This is a genomic window from Paenibacillus sp. JT31N17 (genome assembly GCF_056269255.1).
This window is the reverse complement of the sequence record NZ_JBWDNP010000006.1, coordinates 236,413-257,112: the sequence shown is the minus strand read 5'-3', so window position 1 is coordinate 257,112 and position 20,700 is coordinate 236,413. Positions and strand designations below refer to the sequence as shown.

Genomic DNA, 20,700 nt, shown 5'->3' with positions numbered 1-20,700 from the left:
AGAGCATTGATAATGGCCCAATTGTTATCGTTTGAAAATTGGAAGCGATGGCTGTGGACAATCGTCCGGCTGGTATTGATCGTTGGACTGTCTTTCGTCATTTTGTATCCGATCATTCAAAAAATATCGACATCGATCAAGGATAAAGCTGACTTGTATTCGCCTATTGTCGTATTCATTCCCGAGCATTATACGCTCAATAATTTCAAGCAAGCGATCGCCATCATGGATTATTGGGAGACTCTGCTTAACACGTTCGCGCTCACGAGTATGACAACGATATTGACTGCCGCATCGTGCGCGCTTGCCGGGTATGCGTTCGCCCGTCTTAAATTCAAGGGAAGCAGCCTGCTCTTCGCGTGCGTTATCCTGACCATTCTGGTTCCGCCAACGACGATTCTGATCCCGATCTATATGAACTTGAAGGACTTTACCTTGATGGGCCTAATCCCATTATTGACCGGCAAGCCAATAAATCTGTTGGATTCGTACTGGCCGTTTATTCTGACTTCGATCACCGCAAACTCGCTGAAGGCAGGCCTCTATATTTTCATTTTCAGGCAGTTCTTCCGGGGCATTCCGAAGGAGGTCGAGGAGGCGGCCTATATCGACGGTGCGGGCGTCGGCTCGACGTTCCTGCGGATCATGCTGCCGAATGCCATTCCGTCGATCATTACCGTGCTGTTGTTCTCGTTCGTATGGCAATGGAATGACAGCTTCTTCACGACAACGTATTTGACGTCGAGCAAGGTGATGTCTACGCAGCTTGCTTCCCTGCCGTACAATCTGGCGATTCTGCTTGAGGGCGGCGCAACGACCAACAAGGATCCATTCTTCATGAGCATGGTGCAGGACACTGGCATCCTGCTCGCGATCCTGCCGCTCGTTATTCTTTATTTGTTCGTTCAGCGTTATTTTGTCGAAAGTATCGAGCGCACCGGGATCGTCGGTTAACCTTTGCCGAGCTGAACAGAAAACGTCTTGCGGGGACCGGAGGTTACCCCAAGGCGCTTTCTGATTGATGTCGGCAATAGCCGGGATCCGGAACTCGGCTGGCGTGAGATGCTTCACGTGTGAACCGTATTCGAAATCATCAATAAAGGGTGAGCCGGCTAGTATGATAGCAGAAACGAAGAAAGAAAGTAACTATGTTCTATGCTATACGAGAGTGCCGCAGGAGGATATCATTTACGCAGCAAAGCTCGCATTCAGCATGCATCTTGCGTATAGCGAAGACGGTAAACGCTATCAAGCATTGAATCATAATTCCGGGGTTTTGTTTGCCAAAGCGACGGATAACGAGAATGGAACGATGAACGCAAAAAGCTTGAAGAATCCGTATCTCTTCCAGCTAACGAACGGCGCTTACGGCGTGGTTGCGATACGTACGGAAGCAGATGGTCAAAATGACGAACAAAGCAGAGGATCGGTTCTCTTCTTTACTTCATCCGATCTGCTGCAATATAAAGAAATCGGCCTTATTGACATGAAGGGCGATACCTTTGTACATGACGTGTACTGTGAGTATGATGAAACGAATGAGGCATACGACATCCGCTGGAGCGATGAGTCCGGGATCAGCTACAGGAACTTTATCGCGGATATTTTCAACCTGGACGGTGCATCGGTACCGGAAAAAATAGACACTTTTGCATGGGATCCCGTATCTGTAGCTATCGAAGGATTCGCGCCACGCAATGCGATTCGCGTCCCGCAGGAATTGGCTCATCGACTTGTATGCAAGCTTACGGTTCCCGCGAACGTTGCAATCGAAGTTCCGGACACCGTCGCAGCGGCATCGGCAGAAGAATTAAAGAAAATACGGGCGACCGCGGTTTATAGTGACGGAACAACGGCATCCAAACGAGTGGACTGGAAAACGGCAGCGGTTGAGTGGAATACAGCGGGAACTTATCGCATTTCGGGAACCGTTCATCAGGAGCATTATGATTTCCCCATCGCGATCAACCGCGCGGATCCTTGTATCGCCAAATGGAACGGCAAATATTATTTCATTGCCACCAACGATGCCGACCACAATCAAACCCTTTACATCAGGGAAGCTGATACCATTCCCGGTCTGGTAAATGCCGAGGAAGCATTAATACTTGACACGAAGACCTATGATCATATTAAAGGCCTATTGTGGGCGCCTGAGATCCATATCATTGAAGATGAATTGTACATTTTTCACGCGGCAACGACCGGCGATTTTTTATATGAAGAGTGCCACGTAATGCAGCTGCGCAAAGGCGGCAATCCGACCTGTGCGGCAGACTGGTCGATGCCCCGGCGCGTGGTCAAGAAAGACGGAACGGAATTATGCGAAGCAGGCAAGGTCATCTCCCTTGATATGACCGTTATTCATTTGAGCGGGGAGTACTATGCAGCCTGGTCGGAGCGTCAGTTCGTGCCTATTGATCTTGGAGCATGGATTTATATTGCAAAATTGGATCCTAAGGAGCCATGGAAGCTGACAAGCGATCCGGTGCTGCTTACGAAACCGGATTACGGCTGGGCCAATAACCATACCTTTGTCGACGAAGGACCGTTTGCCATGATTAGAGGCAATAAGTTGTTTGTCACCTTTGCCAGTGCAGCGGTGGATGCCACGTATGTCGTTGGACTTCTGACCGCGGATACGGATGCGGATTTGTTGAATCCTGACAGCTGGACAAAGGGGAATTATCCGCTGCTGACCTCCAGAAGCGTTCCGGGGGAATACGGTCCTGGCCATAATTCCTATGTTACGGATGATGACGGCGTTATTTGGAATACCTACCATGCTAGACCAGGGGTTGATGCTTCTAGGGGTTCAGGCTTGCGCCGCGTTCATTTTGACATTGACGGATATCCGGTTCTGGATTTGACGGAGGATAAGGACCTGAACAGGGAATTGGCCCATGTTTCCATTAATGTCCTTGTAAAGGAGGACGAGGAGCAGTAAACCTATCATTTGCCGGGTAAACGAACAAAAAATCGACAGGTTGCTGCGATTGTGTCCAAGCGCTACACTCTTGGTATGAAGAACTTACCTACGGCTTGTATAACCTTTAGGGTTGGATAGGAAGAGGAGGCGAACGAAGAAGTGGTCAATTCTCGTACGGATGGGTTCCCAAAGCTGCATGAAGCGTTCAGGAGGCAGTTCTTAATAGGGGCGGCAGTAAATCCAAAGACGCTGGTCATTCAGCGTGAGTTGTTGGCGCATCATTTTAATAGCATAACGGCCGAAAATGAAATGAAGTTCGAGCGTGTGCATCCTGCTTCAGAACGGTATACCTTTGAGGAAGCGGACCGCTTGATGGCATTCGCGAAAGCGAATGGCATGGCGGTTAGAGGTCATACGCTCGTATGGCATAATCAAACGCCCGATTGGATGTTTGAGGATCAATCAGGAGGTGCAGTTGAACGCGATATGCTGCTCGAGCGGATGAAATCCCACATTGAAACGGTCGTTACGCGTTACAAGGGAGAGATCTATGCATGGGATGTCGTGAACGAAGCCGTTTCCGACAAAGAGGGGGAGCTGCTGCGCTCATCCAAGTGGCTCGATATCGCCGGCGAGGATTTTATTGCCAAAGCGTTCGAATATGCGCATGCGGCAGACCCTGAGGCGTTGCTATTTTATAACGATTATAATGAATCTGTACCCGAGAAGAGAGAAAAAATCTATGCCTTGGTCAAGTCGTTGAGGGAGAAAGACGTGCCGATCCACGGAATTGGACTGCAAGCGCACTGGAGCCTGGACCATCCGTCGCTTGACAATATTAGCCAAGCGATCGAAAGGTATGCAAGTCTTGGCGTAAAGCTGCATATCACGGAGCTGGACGTATCCGTCTTCCGTCATGATGATCGCCGAACCGATCTGGAGGCGCCGACAGAGGAGATGCTTGAAAGGCAAGCGGAACGTTATATGCAGTTTTTCCAATTGTTCAAGGAGCATAGTGAAAGCGTTACTTCCGTTACATTCTGGGGAGCGGCCGACGATTATACGTGGCTCGATAACTTTCCGGTGAGAGGCCGCAAAAATTGGCCGTTTATCTTTGACGCGGAGCATCAGCCAAAGCAATCCTATTGGAGCATTACGGGAGCTGTCAAGTGAGAACAGGGGGAGCATGAGATGAGCAAAACGGTAATCACGAATCCGATCATGTGGGCGGACGTTCCGGATGTGGACCCTATAAGAGTAGGAACAGCCTATTATATGGTCAGCACAAGCATGCACTCAATGCCGGGCTGTCCGATTATGAAATCGGAAGATTTAATGCATTGGGAGGTTGTGGGCTACGTATATGACCGGTTCGAGGATAACGACGCCCATAATCTGATCGATAGGAAAAACATTTATGGAAAAGGCTCATGGGCCGCCAGCCTCCGTTATCATAACAGGCTGTTTTATGTATGTTTCTCGAGCAACGACATGCGTAGCTTCTACATTTACCGTACAAACGATGTCGAGAACGGACAATGGGAGCGCTCCGTCATCAAAGGACTACTGCATGACCCGGGCTTATTGTTTGATGAAGACCGCGTGTTTGTGTTTTCCGGTAACGGCAGCATTTACATCACCGAGCTGACATCCGATGCGACGGCGATCAAACCGGGCGGAATTAACCAGCTCCTGTTCGAAACGGAGCGGAATGGGATCGGGCTTCGATGCGAAGGCTGCCACGCTTATAAATTAAACGGCTATTATTATTTGATGTTTATCGAATGGCCTAAGGGAGACGCAGGAAACGCGCGGCGCAGGCAAATCTGTTATCGTTCGAAGGAGCTGCTGGGTCCGTATGAACGCAAAATCGTATTCGATGACGACATGGGTTATCACAACAAAGGTATTGCGCAAGGGGGCATCTTTGACACTCCGGGGGGCAAATGGTATGCGATGCTGTTTCAGGATCATGATGCCGTAGGCAGAATCCCTTATCTCTTGCCGCTATCCTGGGCAGACGGATGGCCAGTCTTCGGAATTGATGGAAAGGCGCCGGAGCAGTTTGAAGTAGATTTGCCTCCCTCTCCCAAGGAGCCGCTGGTTATCAGCGATGAGTTTGACTATACGGAAAACAAGCTGGCTTTGAACTGGCAGTGGAACCATAACCCGGATAATGGGCTTTGGTCGGTAACGGAGAGGCCCGGTTATCTAAGATTGACAACCGGCAGCATAAACGAGAGTGTCGTCTACGCCCGCAATACATTAACGCAACGGACGGAAGGTCCAGCGTGTTACGGGATAACACTGGTAGACGTTTCTCATATGAAGCCGGGAGACCATGCAGGATTGGTTGCCTTGCAGAGTCATTTCGGCACCGTTGGCATTAAAGCTGCGAAGAACGGCGAAAAATTCGTTGCGATGTGTGTTAATAGCGGCGACGGCAGCGAGACTGTGCTCGAGACGATCCGATTCGACGGCAGCCAAATTTTCTTGAAGATTGAATTTAATTTTGAGGACAGTACCGATATTGCGGGATTTTATTACTCTGCAGACGGAAGCAATTGGAATCGAATCGGCGGTTCGTTAGAGATGAAATACACGCTGGATCATTTTATGGGCTACCGAATCGGGCTTTTCCATTATGCATCCAAGGAAATTGGCGGGCATGCCGATTTTGATTATTTCCGATATGGAATAAGCGCCAAATAGATACTCTCATTATTGCCAGTTATTCATCAGTGCCGGATCCAGTCGGTACTGATGTTTTTTTGCATAAAATATAAACGATTGCATTAAATGTCGACTGGTCAGCAATGGTTGACAACTATATCGGAGGCGCTTGGAAGATGCCGGCATCCGGACAACGTATGCCTTGCTTCCATAATTAACGGCGTAGCGGAGATCAAAAATTGACAACGCTTTCTCAAAAATGTTTGCTTACTGCAGCGGTCACCGGGAAGTAGTATGAGAGTAACGGAGGAAATGCCGACGCACGTATCGCACAGAGCCTTAAAACGGCATGAATCACAAACTAACTGAAAGGCGGAATTGATATGAAGGTTTGGTATGATTCGCCCGGCTCGACATGGAAAGAAGCGATTCCGATTGGAAACGGGCGGCTTGGAGCCATGGTGTTCGGAGCACTGGAGAAGGAAAGAGTCCAGATCAACGAGGAGACGATGTGGTCTGGGGCTCCGCATGATTACAACCGGGATGATGCTGGCCAGTATTTACAGAAGGTCAGGGAGATGATCTTTGAGGACCGCATCGAGGAAGCGGAACAGGTGTTTCTGAAGCAAATGATGGGCGATCCTGTCAATTTGCAGTCCTATCTGCCTTTTTGCGATTTATGGTTAGAATTTCCGGAGCATCGGCCGGTCAATCATTACCGCCGAGAATTGGACTTGGAACGGGCGGTGGTGACGGTAAGCTACGAAGTAGACGGGGTCGCGTTTACCCGTGAGATCTTCTGCTCGCATCCAAGCGGGTGCATGGTTATCCGGCTTGCGGGCAGCTCGCAAGGAAGCATTAGCGTAAATGCCTCGTTGTCCAGCGTACATCCGGATACTTTCGTTCAGTCGGACGGAAACGATACGATCAGACTTGTTGGACAGACTGGTACACGCAAAGAGGCCAGGCATTGGATCGCCGGTTGGGAAGGGCCGGGGCTCCGGTTTGAAGGCGTACTCTCGGCCTTTTGTGATGGAGGACAGTGCAGGGTTGCCGATGGTGTCCTGCTGATTGCGAAAGCAAATGCAGTGACATTCGTTTTTTCCGGAGCGACCGGTTTCGTAAATTATTGTGATATCGGCGGGGATCCGACAGAGAAAAACAAGCAATACCTTGCACGTATCTCCGGTCGTCCTTACGAAGAAGTGTTGAACGAACATATTGAGGATTATCAATCCTTGTACAAGCGTGTTGCTGTGCGGCTGGGCGGTGATGCGAATAAGGATCAAGAGGACGGGGGAGGAGATCAACTGCCGACGGATCAACGCATTTGCTCTTTTCGTCAGACGGAGGATCCGGCATTAGCGGCATTATATTTTCAATTCGGTCGATATTTGCTTATAGCCTCTTCCAGACCTGGCGATCAGCCTTCCAATCTTCAGGGAATCTGGAATGAGGAGGAATGGCCGGAATGGGGCAGCAAATGGACGACCAATATTAATGTCCAAATGAACTATTGGCCAGCCGAGGTTGGTAATTTGAGGGAATGCCACTTGCCACTATTCGAATTGATCGACGATCTTCGTGTCACCGGCTCACGTACCGCAGAGATCTATTATGGCGCGCGGGGATTTGTCGTCCATCATAACACTGATTTATGGCGAGCCGCGGCGCCAGTCGATACCTATGCGGGAATTTGGCCGCTCGGCGGAACATGGATGGTGCAGCATCTATGGGATCACTATGAGTACAATCCTGACTTGACCTTTCTCAGGGAAAGGGCATACCCCGTTATGAAGGAGGCCGCGAGGTTCATCTTGGACTTTTTGGTAGAGGCGCCCGAAGGAATCAAATTCGCCGGCATGCTGGTGACCAACCCTTCTTATTCGCCGGAGAATGCCTATATGGACGGTCGAAATCGCAGACGGCACCTGACTTATTCATCCACGATGGACTTGCAGTTGATACGGGACTTGTTCGAACGCTACCTGATCGCTTGCGATTTGTTGCAAGCGGACGATGCATTCAAAACCGAGGTTAAAGCCGCGCTCGATCGGCTGCCGTTCATGCAAATCGGCCGGTATGGACAATTACAAGAATGGCTGGAGGACTGGGACCGTCCCGAAGACCATAACGGCCATGTCTCACATTTATATGGTCTATATCCCGGCAATCAGATTTCCCAGGAGGATACCCCTCAATTGTTCGCCGGGGTGCGGAAGAGTCTTGAGCTTCGCAACAGTGGAAGAAGCCTGGCTTGGCCCGCAGCGTGGCGCATCGCGCTTTACGCGCACCTGAAGGACGACAGGAGCGCTCACGACCGCCTCGTCGACTTGTTGGCAGATTCAACGAATCCTAACATGTTCAATCAGCATGAGCCTTTTCCCATGCAGATTGACGCGAATTTCGGCGGCACCGCCGGCATCGCAGAAATGCTGTTGCAAAGCAGTGCTCGATATAAAGGCGAGTGCGCGGAATATCTGATTGAACTGCTGCCGGCGCTTCCAATTCAATGGTCGGAAGGAGCCATCAAGGGACTGCGCGCGCGTGGAGGCTTCGAGATCGACATGACGTGGGCAGGGGGGATGCTGATAAAAGCAGATGTACGTTCATTGAATGGATCGGCGAGTACGTTGCGTTACCGGAATGAATCGATTCGATGCGCCGTAAATGCGGGAGACACTCTTCATTACTCTCCCTTCAAGTAAATCCGTGCATCACGGCAGCTGGTGACGGATCGAACCATCGTTCTGTTTCGACTGTGCAGTGCAGTGTCACTCCTAGCATAGGTGTATGAAAATAAAGGAGGAAGAAGCACAATGACGAGTAGGGAATTTAATCGATTGCTGTTTGATAGACCGGCAGAAGCATGGACGGAAGGGTTCCCGATCGGGAGCGGAAGACTCGGCGCGGTAGTATACGGGCGGCCGGAGAACGAACGGATCCAGCTTAACGAAGATTCGCTCTGGTACGGCGGACCGAGAGACCGCCATAATCCGGATGCCAAGACGCACCTGCCGGAAATCCGAGAGCTCATTTTCAAGGGCAGAATTAAGGAGGCCGAGGAACTGGCCGTATTAGCGCTGTCGGGTTTGCCCGAGTCCCAACGGCATTATGTGCCCCTGGGTAATCTTCTGCTTCAGTTCTCGATGCCTGATGGTCAAATGGAAAGCTACAGCCGAGCGCTTGATCTGGATAAAGGCGTAGTGAGAATCACCTTCAGGCAGGGCGGTGTTACCTTTACGCGCGAAGTCTTCGCGAGCTTTCCCGATCAGGCGATCGTTGTCCGACTGTCGGCAGATCGCCCTGGCGCCGTGAGCTGTAGCGCCCGATTGGAGCGGGGAAACTGGCGCTACTCGGACCGTGCGGGGCGAACGGGGAACGATGCGATCTTCATGGCAGGAAACAGCGGAGGGGAGGAAGGGTGCGATTACGCAGCCGTATTGAAAGCATCCGCCGAAGACGGGTCAACGAAGGTAATCGGCGAGCACATCGTGGTCGAGAATGCAACTGCCGTAACATTGCTACTGGCCGCAGCTACAACCTTTCGAGTTAAAAACCCATTGGAAGATGCCGAGAAGAGGACAAAGGAAGCGGCAGCCCATTCATACGACGCATTATACAAACGGCATGTTGGTGATCACAGCGAGCTGTTCCAGCGTGTGTCGCTGGTAGTTGATCCAGAGAACTCCTCGCTTGATAACATGACCTTAGATCGGCGCGTAAGACGATTGAACGAAGGAGAGCAAGACCCAAGACTGATCGCACTTTATTTCCAGTATGGCCGATATCTGTTGATTGCTTCAAGCCGGCCCGGTTCGCTGCCAGCTAACCTGCAGGGGATCTGGAACGAGCTCTTTATTCCGCCGTGGGACAGCAAGTATACCTTAAATATCAATGCGCAAATGAACTATTGGCCAGCGGAAACCTGCGGACTTTCCGAATGTCATGAGCCGCTTTTCGTATTGCTGGAGCGTCTGCATAAGAACGGGAGCCAGACTGCTGACGTCATGTATGGATGCAGGGGCTTCATGGCTCACCATAATACGGATCTGTGGGCGGATACTGCCCCGCAGGATACTTATATTCCGGCTACCTACTGGTCAATGGGCGCCGCCTGGCTCTGCCTGCATCTATGGGATCATTATCAGTTTACAATGGACATTCAATTCCTTAAACGCTCGTATCCACTGATGCGCGATGCTGCCTTGTTTTTGCTTGATTTTCTTGTGGAAAGTCCCAGCGGTGAGCTTGTGACCAACCCCTCCTTGTCTCCGGAGAATACATACCTGCTGCCCAATGGCGAATCGGGCGTGCTTTGCGCCGGACCGTCCATGGATACCCAAATTACGCGCGAACTCTTTATGGCTGTGTCGGAAAGTGAGCGATTGCTTTCGGTCTCAGGAGAGGAGGCGCTTGCGTCCGAGATTGGGAGAGCGCTGGAAAAGCTGCCGAAACCGAAAATCGGCCGGCATGGCCAGCTTCAGGAGTGGTTGGAGGATTATGATGAGGCGGAGCCTGGCCATAGGCACATCTCACATCTGTTCGCCCTTCATCCGGGCAGCCAAATTACGCTGCACAAAACGCCGGAGCTGGCGGCTGCAGCGCGAAAGTCGCTGGAACGAAGACTGGAGCATGGCGGGGCACCGGGAGGCTGGAGTCGGGCTTGGGTGATCAATTGTTGGGCGCGATTGGGTGAAGCGGAGAATGCCTTCAGCCGAATGCCCGGATTGCTTGCAAGAAATATGCTGCCAAATCATCCAAATAATACGCCAGTCTTTCAGATCGACGGAATCTTTGGCGGCACGGCTGCCGTTGCCGAGATGCTGCTTCAAAGCCATGCAGGCGAAATTCACTTTCTTCCCGCGCTGCCAAATATGCTGCACACAGGACGAGTGAATGGTCTCCGCGCCCGGGGCGGCTATATCGTCGATATCGAATGGGCTGACGGTAAACTGAAGAAGGCCCGCATCGCGTCCACCGTGGGCGGCGAATGTGTCGTCCGAATGCCGGTACCGGCAATGATTATGCGGGGCGATCAACCTGTTGGCACTGTGCCGGATCAGGATTCCGTTCTCCGGTTTACAGCGGAGCCCAACGTCGTATATGATTTGCATCCTGTCAGGCCAAAGCTGTAACTTATATTAGTCCCTATGCAGAATGGCTTCACTCGCAGCAAGGGGGAGCGAAATATGTTCTCCTTCTCTGATTGAGTCCATAAGGAATTACGGGATTTTTTACGAAGTGCGGTTATTGCATATAAAACGTAATCTATTTGGTGAAATCACTGAAAATGCCTTCAGGTCCATCTCGTATGTAAGTGATTTGCGGTCAATCGCGGCAGAATCTGCCGTTTAGAGTTCATACTACGTGTCAGGCTCAACTCCTCTATTGAGCTGCATTCGAGTGAGATCGATCCCACACTTTTGCTCTGAAGAGGACAAAAGCGCGGACAAGCCGTTCCATCAGAATTTCTCTGTCTTTCAGCAAAACAATGAAAATCTCCAAAGAGAGATCAAAAATTGACAACGCTTTCTCAAAAATTTCGGCTTACGGAACGGCGTTATTGGAGGTAGGATGAAAGTAAGGGAGGAACGCGCATGGAACTGAATACGGAGTTTACAAGCTCCACTGCCAAAGTCGGAAGGCAAGCGCTTTTATGGAAGCGGTTTAAACAGCAAAAGGTGTTACATCTTTTTGTCGGACTCGGCCTGATCTTTTTGCTGATTTTTTCCTACATGCCCATGTTCGGCATCCTTATGGCGTTCAAGGATTACAGCATCTCGACCGGCATCAAGGGAATCTTTACGAGTGAATGGGTCGGTCTGCGGTATTTCGACGAATTCGTAAACGATTACCAGTTTGGCACGATCGTGCGCAACACGCTGATGATGAGTCTGCTGAAGGTCATCTTCACCTTTCCCGCCCCGATCGTGTTCGCAATTATGCTGAACGAAGTAAAGAACATGGCCTTCAAGCGGTTCGTTCAAACGGTCAGCTACCTGCCGCATTTCATCTCCTGGGTCATTGTGGTAGGCCTCGCTTTTTTCCTCTTGTCCTCCGATGTCGGACTTGTGAACAAAGCGCTACTAGCACTTGGTCTGATTGACAAGCCGCTCGACATACTGACCAATCCGAATTATTTCTGGGGGCTCGCGGTCGGCAGCGCTGTATGGAAGGAGATGGGCTGGTGGACGATCATCTTCCTCGCGGCCATCACGGGTATCAACCCATCCTTGTACGAGGCGGCCCAAATCGACGGCGCCGGACGTCTGGCTCGCATCCGCCACATCACAATCCCGGGGATACAGGGGACGATTGTCGTGGTTCTTATTCTGTCAATCGGCAGTATCCTTGGCGGCGGTCTGGTCGGCTCGAACTTCGAGCAGGCTTACCTGCTTGGCAACAGCATCAACAACTCGACCTCCGAGATTGTGCAGACCTATGCGTTTAAGGTCGGTCTGCGGGACGGTCGCTTCTCCTATGCAGCAGCCATCGATCTGATCCAATCGGTCATCTCTGTCGTGTTGATTTTCTCGAGCAACTTCATCGCCAAGCGAAAGTCGGATTCGAGCTTGTTTTAGGGAAAGGAGGAGCGTTCGTGCTCCGAAGCCAAAGACAGAAGGACCTGCTTCTGGACAGCATTAATTACATCGTTCTTTTTCTCATCATGCTCGTGATGCTGTATCCGTTTTACTATGTACTGGTCGTTTCGTTCAACAAGGGATCCGATTCGCTTCTCGGTGGCGTATACCTGTGGCCGCGAAGCATCACATTGGAAAATTACAAGACCTTCCTGACCGATCCGAACTGGTATCGCGCCTTTCTGGTGACGGTTGCGCGAACGGTGCTGGGTACCGCGCTTGGCGTCCTGCTAACGTGTCTGGTCGCTTACGGCCTTTCGCACCGAAATCTGTTATTCAGTAAGTTTTATTTCACGGTTATCATTTTCGCGATGTATTTTTCGGGCGGCCTCATCCCGTACTACGTGGTGCTGCGCTCGATCGGTCTGCTTAATTCGTTCGGGGTGTATATCATCCCGTCGATGCTCAACATGTTCTTCCTGCTGATTGCCATCTCGTTTTTCCGCGAAATCCCAGGCGAACTGAAGGAGTCCGCCCACATGGACGGCGCAAGCGAGTTTGTCATTTTCCGGCGGATCATCCTGCCGGTTTCAACGCCACTCATCGCGACGATGGCGCTGTTCATGGGCGTCGGCCATTGGAATTCGTGGCTGGATTCGGCCTACTTCGTGCAGTCTGAAAACCTGCGGACGCTTGCTTACCGGATGATGGAGGTCATCAACAAGTTCAACTCGCCAATGGACATGATCGCCGCCGCGAACGGCTCCTCGTCGGGCGTGACAAGCTTCTCTCTGCAAGTGACAGCGATGGTCGTCTCCATTGCACCGATTGTTTGCGTGTATCCGTTCCTGCAGAAGTACTTCGTCCAAGGAATCATGCTTGGCTCCGTTAAGGGATGAAACCGCTTAACTTCGATATTAAAGCAACTGCTTTAATATACAAATCAATATCATTGGAGGGGTTATCTTGAATAGAACGAGAGGGATGAAGGAACTTGTCGCTGCGCTGGCCGTTGTGCTCGTGCTGGCACTGCTGTCCGCTTGCAGCAGCGGCAGCGGAGGCAATGCGAATCAGGGAGCCGAAACGAACAGCATGGCTCCGGCGGAAAATGCCAGCAATACGGAGGGGGATAATACGGCGGGTGAAACACCGGCGAGCGGCGAAGTCGAAGAACTGACGCTGTTCATAGATGCGCCGTGGTATCCGGTCAAGGAATGGAAGGGACCGATTGCGGAAAAAATCACAGAGAAAACAGGCGTCAAGCTGAAGGTTACCGTGGCGACGGATGACAAGCAGCTGCCGCTAATGATCGCATCGGGCGATCTGCCGGATCTGGTCTTCACGTACAACAACGTTGACCGGCTGTCCGATTCGAAGCTGTCCTACCCCTGGAATGAGCTGATCGATCAGTATGCGCCGGACTTTAAGATCGACCAGACGCGGATTGCGATCCATACGATGGACGACGGCAACTTCTACACCATCCGCAACGCCTTTGCGACGAAGGAAGAGTGGGCGGCAAACAAGTACGCCCTCGGCAATAACGGAAATCCGGGCGTTGGCGTGCGGGAAGATATCATGAAGGAGCTGGGCAACCCGCCAATCAAGACACTGGACGATTTCGTGAAGGTACTGGGCATGGTCAAGGAAAAGCACCCGGACATGGTGCCGCTGGTCATGGACAAGGAATGGATGGAGCAGTACTTTTTGATGCAGTTTGGCATCGATGCCACCTTTTCCAGCCCCTGGTTCGAGCAAAACGGCAAAGTGGACTTTGTCATTAACCATCCGAAGATAAAGGAATACTTCAAGTTTATGAACAACCTGTACCGCAACGGCTACATCATGTCGGAGAATTTCGCTCACGCCAACGATAAAATCGACGATCAATATGTTACCAGTGGTAAGGCGTTTGCCCATATGCACACGGTAAGTGTCGCAGACAGCGACAACGTGGCCATCAAGCAGGAAGGAGGCAGCTTCACGCTCAAAATGCTGCCGACCGTGCTGACGAGCGATGCGAAAATTGTCAGCGGAGGGGTCGGCTTCGCGGGTACGTTCATTACGAAGAAAAACAAGAACCCGGAGAAATCAATTAAGTTCCTGCAATACCTGGCAACAGACGAAGGCAAGAAGCTGACGATGTTCGGAATCGAAGGCGAGCATTGGACCTGGAACGAGGCAGGCTACCCGAATCTCAAATACGATCCGAATGACGGCCAATTCGTGGAAGGCAACGGGATCAAATGGTGGTATCTGTATAACGACGCCATCACGGAAGGGCTGTGGAGCTATGTGCCGGGTACGCAGACGACGCAGGCGCTCACGGAAATCAAGGCGATCACTCAGTACAAGCCGGAGCTCGGCATGATTCAGATGCGTCCGGACTCCGAGGAAAAGACGATTAGGACCAAGATAGATGAAATGATTAAGAACGAGAAAGTCAAGATCTATCTGTCCAAGTCCGAAGATGAAGCCATAGCGAACTACGAAAGCATGGTCAAGAATGCGCAGAAGATCGGACTGCAGAAGCTGGTCGATTGGGCTAACGACACCTATCAGAAGAAGAAGGATTTGTTCAAGTAAGCAGATGGGCAACCGGTAGAGGCTATGAAGCCTCTACCGAATTTTGCTTGCTCATGATACGGTTAGAAGAAATTCCGCAATCCGGAGGAGATTCGCCATCATGAGCATTGTCCGAAAAATTATTATTGGATATATCGTCCTGATTTTTATTCCAGTCGTAGTGTTCGGCTATTATTACTACACACAAATATATGGAAACCTGACGCAACAATTCGTCGAAAGCCGGCACAAAATTTTGGAACAAGCCTACGCGAATATGAAAGCCGATCTAATCCGAATTCAATCGAGCCACCGTTTGCTGCAGTATAATACTTATGTAACGGATTATCTGGACGGCGTTTATGAATCCGACGCCGAGAGCATCTATGCCTATACGCGCTATATCAATCCGATATTCACTCAATCGCTTTTTGCCAACCCGGAAATTGAATCGCTTAGGATTTATAAAATGAAGAAACAGGCCCTTACCATAACGGATCGGTTTATGGACGCTTCCTTGCTTGGACCGAAGGCTGAGCAGGTTTCCCTTTCATTGAAGCCAGGTAAAGGACAATGGTTCATTCTCGATCTGCGGGCTCCGGAACCGTCTCTTGTCTACTATCAAAATATATACAATACGAATATAACAGAGAAACTTGGTCTTCTCGAGATTCGGATCAGCAGCGAGTTGATCCATAAATTTTATAAGGCAGCCGGGGTTGATGGAAACTGGGAAGCCGTTTTACTGTCAGAGATGAGCTTGCCGCTGCATGCAGGGGAACTGGACGACAAAACGCAGAGACTGCTGGAAGTGAACAAACACAAAGCCTACATCATCAACAGGCAAACTATCGTGAATCAGCTGTATATAGCGGAGCTTGGCGTCCGTGTCGCAGTGCTGGGGAAAGTTGACAACGTGTTCAGTACAATCAAGCGGAAGGAGATCGTGCTGGTCTCAACGATCATTGCCCTGCTGGTCGCTTTGTCCTTTGCCTATTATTTACTTGCATCGACCATCACGAAGCGCATTCTTCGACTTGCAAGGCACATGCGCAACCTGGGCGACGATAATATGAAGCTGATGGTGAACCGCCCTGACAATCAAGACGAAATCGGATTTCTCATCACTACTTACAACAATATGATTCATCGGATGGATGAGCTGATCAATAACGTCCATCGTGTCGAATTGCGCAATAAGGAAGCCGCCTATCAAGTGCTTCAGGCACAGATCAAGCCGCATTTCCTGTACAATACACTGGAAACGATTCGGATGCTCGCAGAATCCAACAATGACAAAGAAGTAGCGAACATATCATTCTGGTTCGGAAAGCTGATGCGATACAGCCTGTCTTCTCAGAAGGACGATACGGTACTGGCCAGGGAAATCGAGACGGTAACCTTCTATCTCAAGATTCATAAGATGAGGCTTCAGGACAGGCTGACCTACGAAATCAACGTCGCTGTGGACGCCGAGAGAATTGCTTGCCCGCGTTTCATACTGCAGCCGCTCATTGAGAATAGTATTGTGCATGGTGCATCGAATCTCATCCGCCCCATTCATATTCGACTTCAGGCGGAGGAGACACACGATGATTTCCGGATTTCCATTACGGATAACGGGCCCGGCATCCCGCAGGAGATACTGAATGTCATTCAAAGTAAAATGGCGAAAGATAGCGAGTCGAAGCCTGTGAACGAGCGAAAAGAAGGCATAGGACTCTATAATGTCAGCGAGCGGATCAAATCGTTCTTCCGCGGGACTTCAAGGCTAGAGCTTAGAAGCGAGCATGGGAAGGGAACGTGCCTGATAATCATTATAGATAAGGGACGGCGGGTATACGATGAAAATACTGATTGTCGATGACGAGCCTTTGATTCTGAATGGCATGACCAAGGTTGTCAACGAAGTGGCTCCCCCCGGTACTGAGATTCGTGTGGCAGGTAATGTGTCTGAGGGACTTGTAGTCATGCAGGGGTTTATGCCGGATGTCACCATTACAGATCTCCATATGCCAGAGAGGAACGGATTTGAGTTGATCGAAGAAGCCCGGGAGGACGGACTGTGCAATCGATTTATCATTCTGACAGGACACGAAGATTTTGAGTATGTTCGCAAAGCCCTGCGCATCGGCGTGGTGGACTACTTATTGAAGCCGATCGACAAGGATGAAATTGCGAAGCTTTTGGCAGGAATCGTCGAGGAGTTGCCCTCTGATCGGGATACGGAGTATACAAGACATGCCAAGCGCATTCTGGCTTATTTGGAGAGCCATTACATGCAAGACCTGTCGCTGGAGTGTCTTGCGGATTTGATGAATTTACATCCGCACTATATCAGCAGACTGTTCAAGAAGGAGACGGGTGACAACTTCGTTAATTTCTTAAACGCCCTGCGGATTCGTGAAGCACAGAAGCTGTTAAGGACGCAGTGGCATCTTCCTGTAAACGTAATCGGTCAAAAGGTGGGGCTCGAGAACAAGCATTACTTCTCGAAAGTATTCAAGAAATATACGGGCGTTACCCCGGGAGCCTACCGCGAAGATTGTGAGACCTAATTCAGCGGGAAAGCATGGACGAATGACAGCAGTAATGAGGATTGGTATATGATCGGCCATAAGCTGTTATTTGACACTCCGGCGACACATTGGAAGAGTCGCTGCCGGTCGGCAGCGGTCGGCTAGGCGCGATGGTGTACGGGCAGCCGCGGCAGGAACGGCTGCAGCTTGCGCTCCCCGAAGGCGATATGGCGCACTATTCCCGATTGCTGGATATGGACAGCAGGATCGTTGCGATGGCGTTCAGCCAGGGCAGCATTTCTTTCAAGCGTGAGCTATTCGCCAACTATCCCGACCATGCGGTGATCGTCAGACTGACCGTGGATCCGGCTTGGGCGCGGCTTCAATGCGCGTTCGGAGCGTGGTCGCTGGCGGTGCGCCGACCGGACTGGCCGCGTCGAAGACGACGCGATATGGATGAGCGGCAGCTGCGGCGGCGAAGGGATATAGGACACACACCCATTTCACCAATTTCCGCTTCATCCCACAATACGAAGTGAAGGATGAACGATATACGGTTTCCCGGTCTCACCGATCACGTTGTAAGGCAGGAACATCCGTGCTAAACGATATTCCCGTCCTGAAAATAATTTAGTTGGGCATTAGGTATGTTTAAAGAATTCCTTTATAAAACCGTCCTTTCGTTAAGTGAGGGCGGTTTTTTTCTATTTAGGGGCTGCAAAGCCGGGCTTTATTCGGGCAAAAGAAGAAGACGTGACCGGCTTCACAACAATCAGGCCGCTCACATCCTGCTATGGGATATGGGGAAAACTGTCTGAAAGCTGTGAGGACGATGCTGTCAAACTGCTGGCTGTCTTTCAAGCCAATGAGCAAGCAGACAAGAAACCAAGCTACCTTTTTCCAATATAGAATATAAACCTTTTTCATTATGGAAAACTCCATTGGTACAGGCTTTAATATACATTCTTATGTTTGTAATGCCCATGCCTATATTTCCCTCGAAATTAACGCATCATTCATTCTTAATTCTGTATAATTTATTGGCAATAACACAACCTAAACGACATGAAAAAATTTAAAAACGGGGGCTGGACAATTACATGAAGCTACATTGGCTCGTTCCATTTCTTGTCGTTCTATTTATGGATTCTGGTTGTACACAAAGAAGTATAGATCAAAAAGCGGCGCAGCCTGCACCGCGGAGCCTGACTGAGCAGTCGAACATACAATCACAGTCTGTAACACCTGATCTATTGGATGGGTCGGAGCAAAAAAACCGTCAACCCCATTCCCTCTCTCTATCGGATTTGCGAAATAAATACCAAAGTACCTTTCTGTTAAATGGTTCTGCAAAAAAACGTGAAGTCGCTTTGACATTCGACGATGCGCCTGATGCTGATTTCACCCCGCAAATACTTGACGTTCTGAAAAAAACGGGGGTCAAAGCAACATTTTTTGTGATTGGAAACCGGGCTGAATCACACCCCGACATCATGAAACGCATTGTTCAGGATGGCCATTTAATTGGTAATCATTCCTACGATCATGCGAATCTCCCGAAATTGTCCGACGCCGAATTTCGTTATGAAATTAATAAAACGGATCAGCTTATTCGTCAATTCACCGGATTTACCCCGAAAATTGTCAGGCCGCCTTATGGAAATATAAGTGAGAGACAAATCCAGTGGTTAGCGAGTCAACACAAAAAAATTGTGAATTGGAACGTAGATTCCCTGGATTGGAAAGGTTTAAGTGCCGAACAGGTAGAGGGGAATATTCTTGCCCATGTATACCCGGGATCCATTATTTTGCAGCATTCTGCCGGTGGAACGGGTGAGGATCTATCGGGAACGGTAAAGGCCCTGCCCAACATTATTAACAAGCTTAAAAACGATGGGGTCAAGCTGGTTACGATTACTGAATTACTGAATATTCCCGCCAAATAAACAGAGGTACAGAGGATACCGAATGACTGGGCGACCATGGCCCGGTAAGTCTCAGCCATTCACGGTGAATGGCTGAGAAGATTCATTCAAATGTGCGGAGTAGGCTCGTTAGGCGGTCTTGACTCAAAAATCCGGATATTTAAGCGGTGTCATTAGTCCAGATCGTAATCATCATTACAGATCGTGCATCATAGAGCCTCTACATGAGCTAATGATTGTATCCGTAACCATGCGGGAAATGTACAGTGAAAGTGGAGTAAAGGCACAGAAATAATATTATGGAGGTCAACAGAGAATGAAGAGAAGAAGCTTTTGGATAAGGCTGAGCAAGATCAATGACTGTCTCCGGCATCGATGAGACAAACGGATCAGGATTTGAAGCAAGCTTATACAAGGAGATGAAAATGAAGATGTATAAAAAACCAACAATGATTATGTTAGCGCTTACAGTTATGTTGGTATTAGTCATGTCCCTTACAGGATCACGTACGTCCGCGGAGGAGAATGGCCTGCCTGAAAACAGCCCCGCTTCCGGGCTTAGCTATGATTATCTTGTAGATAGCTCGCTTCCGGCAGATATTCCCGAACAGAACGAATTTAGAACGCTGCAGGCGGCTTATGCAGCCGCGCCTGCAGGAACGGCAGACAATCCGACCGTGATTGGCCTGAAGCCGGATGTCTATCAGATTACGGGAACGCCGACCGAGCCGGGACTGACCATTACCAAAGACTATATAACCTTGCTTGGACTTACCGATGATAGAGGTAAAGTCGTGCTCGCCGACAATCGCGGTAATAAGCAAGGAGCCGGTACGGAGACGACTTCCAATAACGGTTATGTCGTCATTGTAAGAGCAACCGGATTCACAGCCAAGAACCTTACATTCCTTAACTATACGAACATAGATTATGAATATCCAGGCGATCCGGGCAAAAACCTGACGAAGCGGTCGAATGTAGAAACACAGGCAGTGGCGCTGCAAGCGTCTGGTGACAAGCACACCTATATGAATGTTGCTTTCCTCAGCAGATTAGACACACTCTTCTTGCAGACTACGCGTTCCTATTGTAAGAATTGTTATCTGGAGGGTACTGCGGATTTCCTTGGAGGCGGAACAATCAGTGTCTGGGAAGACTCTGAGATTGCTTTTCCGGATGGTTATGGACCTGTAATGGCGGCATCAGGCATTGTCTTCATTAATACGAAATTCACATCAGACCGAGGCGTGGGCTTCTATAAAGGATTCTCGAATCCGGTTGCCCTGATCAACAGCACGCTGCCTGTATTCACCCCAACAACGCCTAACGTATGGGGAACTACGACCCCGATCATTAGAAATAATTTATATTCTCTTACGTATAACACGAAGGACACCACCGGTAATAGAGCGGAATTTGTAGATAGCCTTAATGGCGAGCCTGCCAATCATACATCAAGAGAATTATCGGACGAGGAAGCGTTAGCCTTCAACCCCTGAAACCTG

Annotated in this window: 14 protein-coding genes; all 14 read left to right on the top strand. The window is 50.0% G+C overall.

Annotated elements, in window-relative coordinates:
• Positions 1-12: 12 nt before the first annotated feature.
• Positions 13-954: a carbohydrate ABC transporter permease gene (locus tag AC0YOB_RS20845; protein WP_475794525.1), complete on the top strand. Its 942-nt coding sequence runs from the start codon at positions 13-15 to the stop codon at positions 952-954.
• A gap of 163 nt (positions 955-1,117) precedes the next feature.
• A complete protein-coding gene (locus tag AC0YOB_RS20840; protein ID WP_475794390.1) occupies positions 1,118-2,947 on the top strand; it encodes a family 43 glycosylhydrolase in 1,830 nt (609 codons plus the stop codon).
• 141 nt (positions 2,948-3,088) lie between these two features.
• The gene (locus AC0YOB_RS20835; protein WP_475794389.1) at positions 3,089-4,102 is read left to right on the top strand and encodes an endo-1,4-beta-xylanase; all 1,014 of its coding nucleotides are present in this window, start codon (positions 3,089-3,091) and stop codon (positions 4,100-4,102) included.
• Between the two features lie 18 nt (positions 4,103-4,120).
• Positions 4,121-5,641, top strand: coding sequence for a glycoside hydrolase family 43 protein (locus AC0YOB_RS20830; protein ID WP_475794388.1), 1,521 nt, complete (start codon positions 4,121-4,123; stop codon positions 5,639-5,641).
• A gap of 344 nt (positions 5,642-5,985) precedes the next feature.
• On the top strand, positions 5,986-8,310 hold the full coding sequence (locus tag AC0YOB_RS20825; protein WP_475794387.1) for a glycoside hydrolase family 95 protein: 2,325 nt from the start codon (positions 5,986-5,988) through the stop codon (positions 8,308-8,310).
• Between the two features lie 111 nt (positions 8,311-8,421).
• The gene (locus AC0YOB_RS20820; RefSeq protein WP_475794386.1) at positions 8,422-10,740 is read left to right on the top strand and encodes a glycoside hydrolase family 95 protein; all 2,319 of its coding nucleotides are present in this window, start codon (positions 8,422-8,424) and stop codon (positions 10,738-10,740) included.
• Between the two features lie 462 nt (positions 10,741-11,202).
• A complete protein-coding gene (locus tag AC0YOB_RS20815; RefSeq protein WP_475794385.1) occupies positions 11,203-12,186 on the top strand; it encodes an ABC transporter permease in 984 nt (327 codons plus the stop codon).
• A 17-nt stretch (positions 12,187-12,203) separates the two neighbouring features.
• Positions 12,204-13,085, top strand: a complete 882-nt coding sequence (locus tag AC0YOB_RS20810; RefSeq protein ID WP_475794384.1) for a carbohydrate ABC transporter permease — start codon at positions 12,204-12,206, stop codon at positions 13,083-13,085.
• Between the two features lie 67 nt (positions 13,086-13,152).
• Complete coding sequence (locus AC0YOB_RS20805) at positions 13,153-14,772, top strand: extracellular solute-binding protein (protein WP_475794383.1); 1,620 nt, start codon at positions 13,153-13,155, stop codon at positions 14,770-14,772.
• Between the two features lie 100 nt (positions 14,773-14,872).
• Entirely contained in the window at positions 14,873-16,618 is a 1,746-nt protein-coding gene (locus AC0YOB_RS20800; protein ID WP_475794382.1) for a sensor histidine kinase, read from the top strand.
• Positions 16,596-17,309 carry a response regulator transcription factor gene (locus tag AC0YOB_RS20795; RefSeq protein WP_475794381.1) on the top strand — a complete coding sequence of 238 codons (714 nt, stop codon included), beginning with the start codon at positions 16,596-16,598 and terminating at the stop codon, positions 17,307-17,309. Before AC0YOB_RS20800 ends, AC0YOB_RS20795 begins: the two co-directional genes overlap by 23 nt.
• 89 nt (positions 17,310-17,398) lie before the next feature.
• On the top strand, positions 17,399-17,809 hold the full coding sequence (locus AC0YOB_RS20790) for a glycoside hydrolase N-terminal domain-containing protein (protein ID WP_475794380.1): 411 nt from the start codon (positions 17,399-17,401) through the stop codon (positions 17,807-17,809).
• Positions 17,810-18,370: 561 nt separating this feature from the next.
• The gene (locus AC0YOB_RS20785; RefSeq protein WP_475794379.1) at positions 18,371-19,216 is read left to right on the top strand and encodes a polysaccharide deacetylase family protein; all 846 of its coding nucleotides are present in this window, start codon (positions 18,371-18,373) and stop codon (positions 19,214-19,216) included.
• A 410-nt stretch (positions 19,217-19,626) separates the two neighbouring features.
• Entirely contained in the window at positions 19,627-20,694 is a 1,068-nt protein-coding gene (locus AC0YOB_RS20780; RefSeq protein ID WP_475794378.1) for a pectinesterase family protein, read from the top strand.
• Positions 20,695-20,700: the final 6 nt, after the last annotated feature.

What these genes read in the sequence shown, in the direction of transcription:
- AC0YOB_RS20845 (WP_475794525.1), top strand. Translation starts at nt 13, where the DNA reads ATGGCCCAATTGTTATCGTTTGAAAATTGGAAGCGATGGCTGTGGACA.
- AC0YOB_RS20840 (WP_475794390.1), top strand. Translation starts at nt 1,118, where the DNA reads ATGATAGCAGAAACGAAGAAAGAAAGTAACTATGTTCTATGCTATACG.
- AC0YOB_RS20830 (WP_475794388.1), top strand. Translation starts at nt 4,121, where the DNA reads ATGAGCAAAACGGTAATCACGAATCCGATCATGTGGGCGGACGTTCCG.
- AC0YOB_RS20825 (WP_475794387.1), top strand. Translation starts at nt 5,986, where the DNA reads ATGAAGGTTTGGTATGATTCGCCCGGCTCGACATGGAAAGAAGCGATT.
- AC0YOB_RS20820 (WP_475794386.1), top strand. Translation starts at nt 8,422, where the DNA reads ATGACGAGTAGGGAATTTAATCGATTGCTGTTTGATAGACCGGCAGAA.
- AC0YOB_RS20815 (WP_475794385.1), top strand. Translation starts at nt 11,203, where the DNA reads ATGGAACTGAATACGGAGTTTACAAGCTCCACTGCCAAAGTCGGAAGG.
- AC0YOB_RS20800 (WP_475794382.1), top strand. Translation starts at nt 14,873, where the DNA reads ATGAGCATTGTCCGAAAAATTATTATTGGATATATCGTCCTGATTTTT.
- AC0YOB_RS20795 (WP_475794381.1), top strand. Translation starts at nt 16,596, where the DNA reads ATGAAAATACTGATTGTCGATGACGAGCCTTTGATTCTGAATGGCATG.
- AC0YOB_RS20785 (WP_475794379.1), top strand. Translation starts at nt 18,371, where the DNA reads ATGAAGCTACATTGGCTCGTTCCATTTCTTGTCGTTCTATTTATGGAT.
- AC0YOB_RS20780 (WP_475794378.1), top strand. Translation starts at nt 19,627, where the DNA reads ATGTATAAAAAACCAACAATGATTATGTTAGCGCTTACAGTTATGTTG.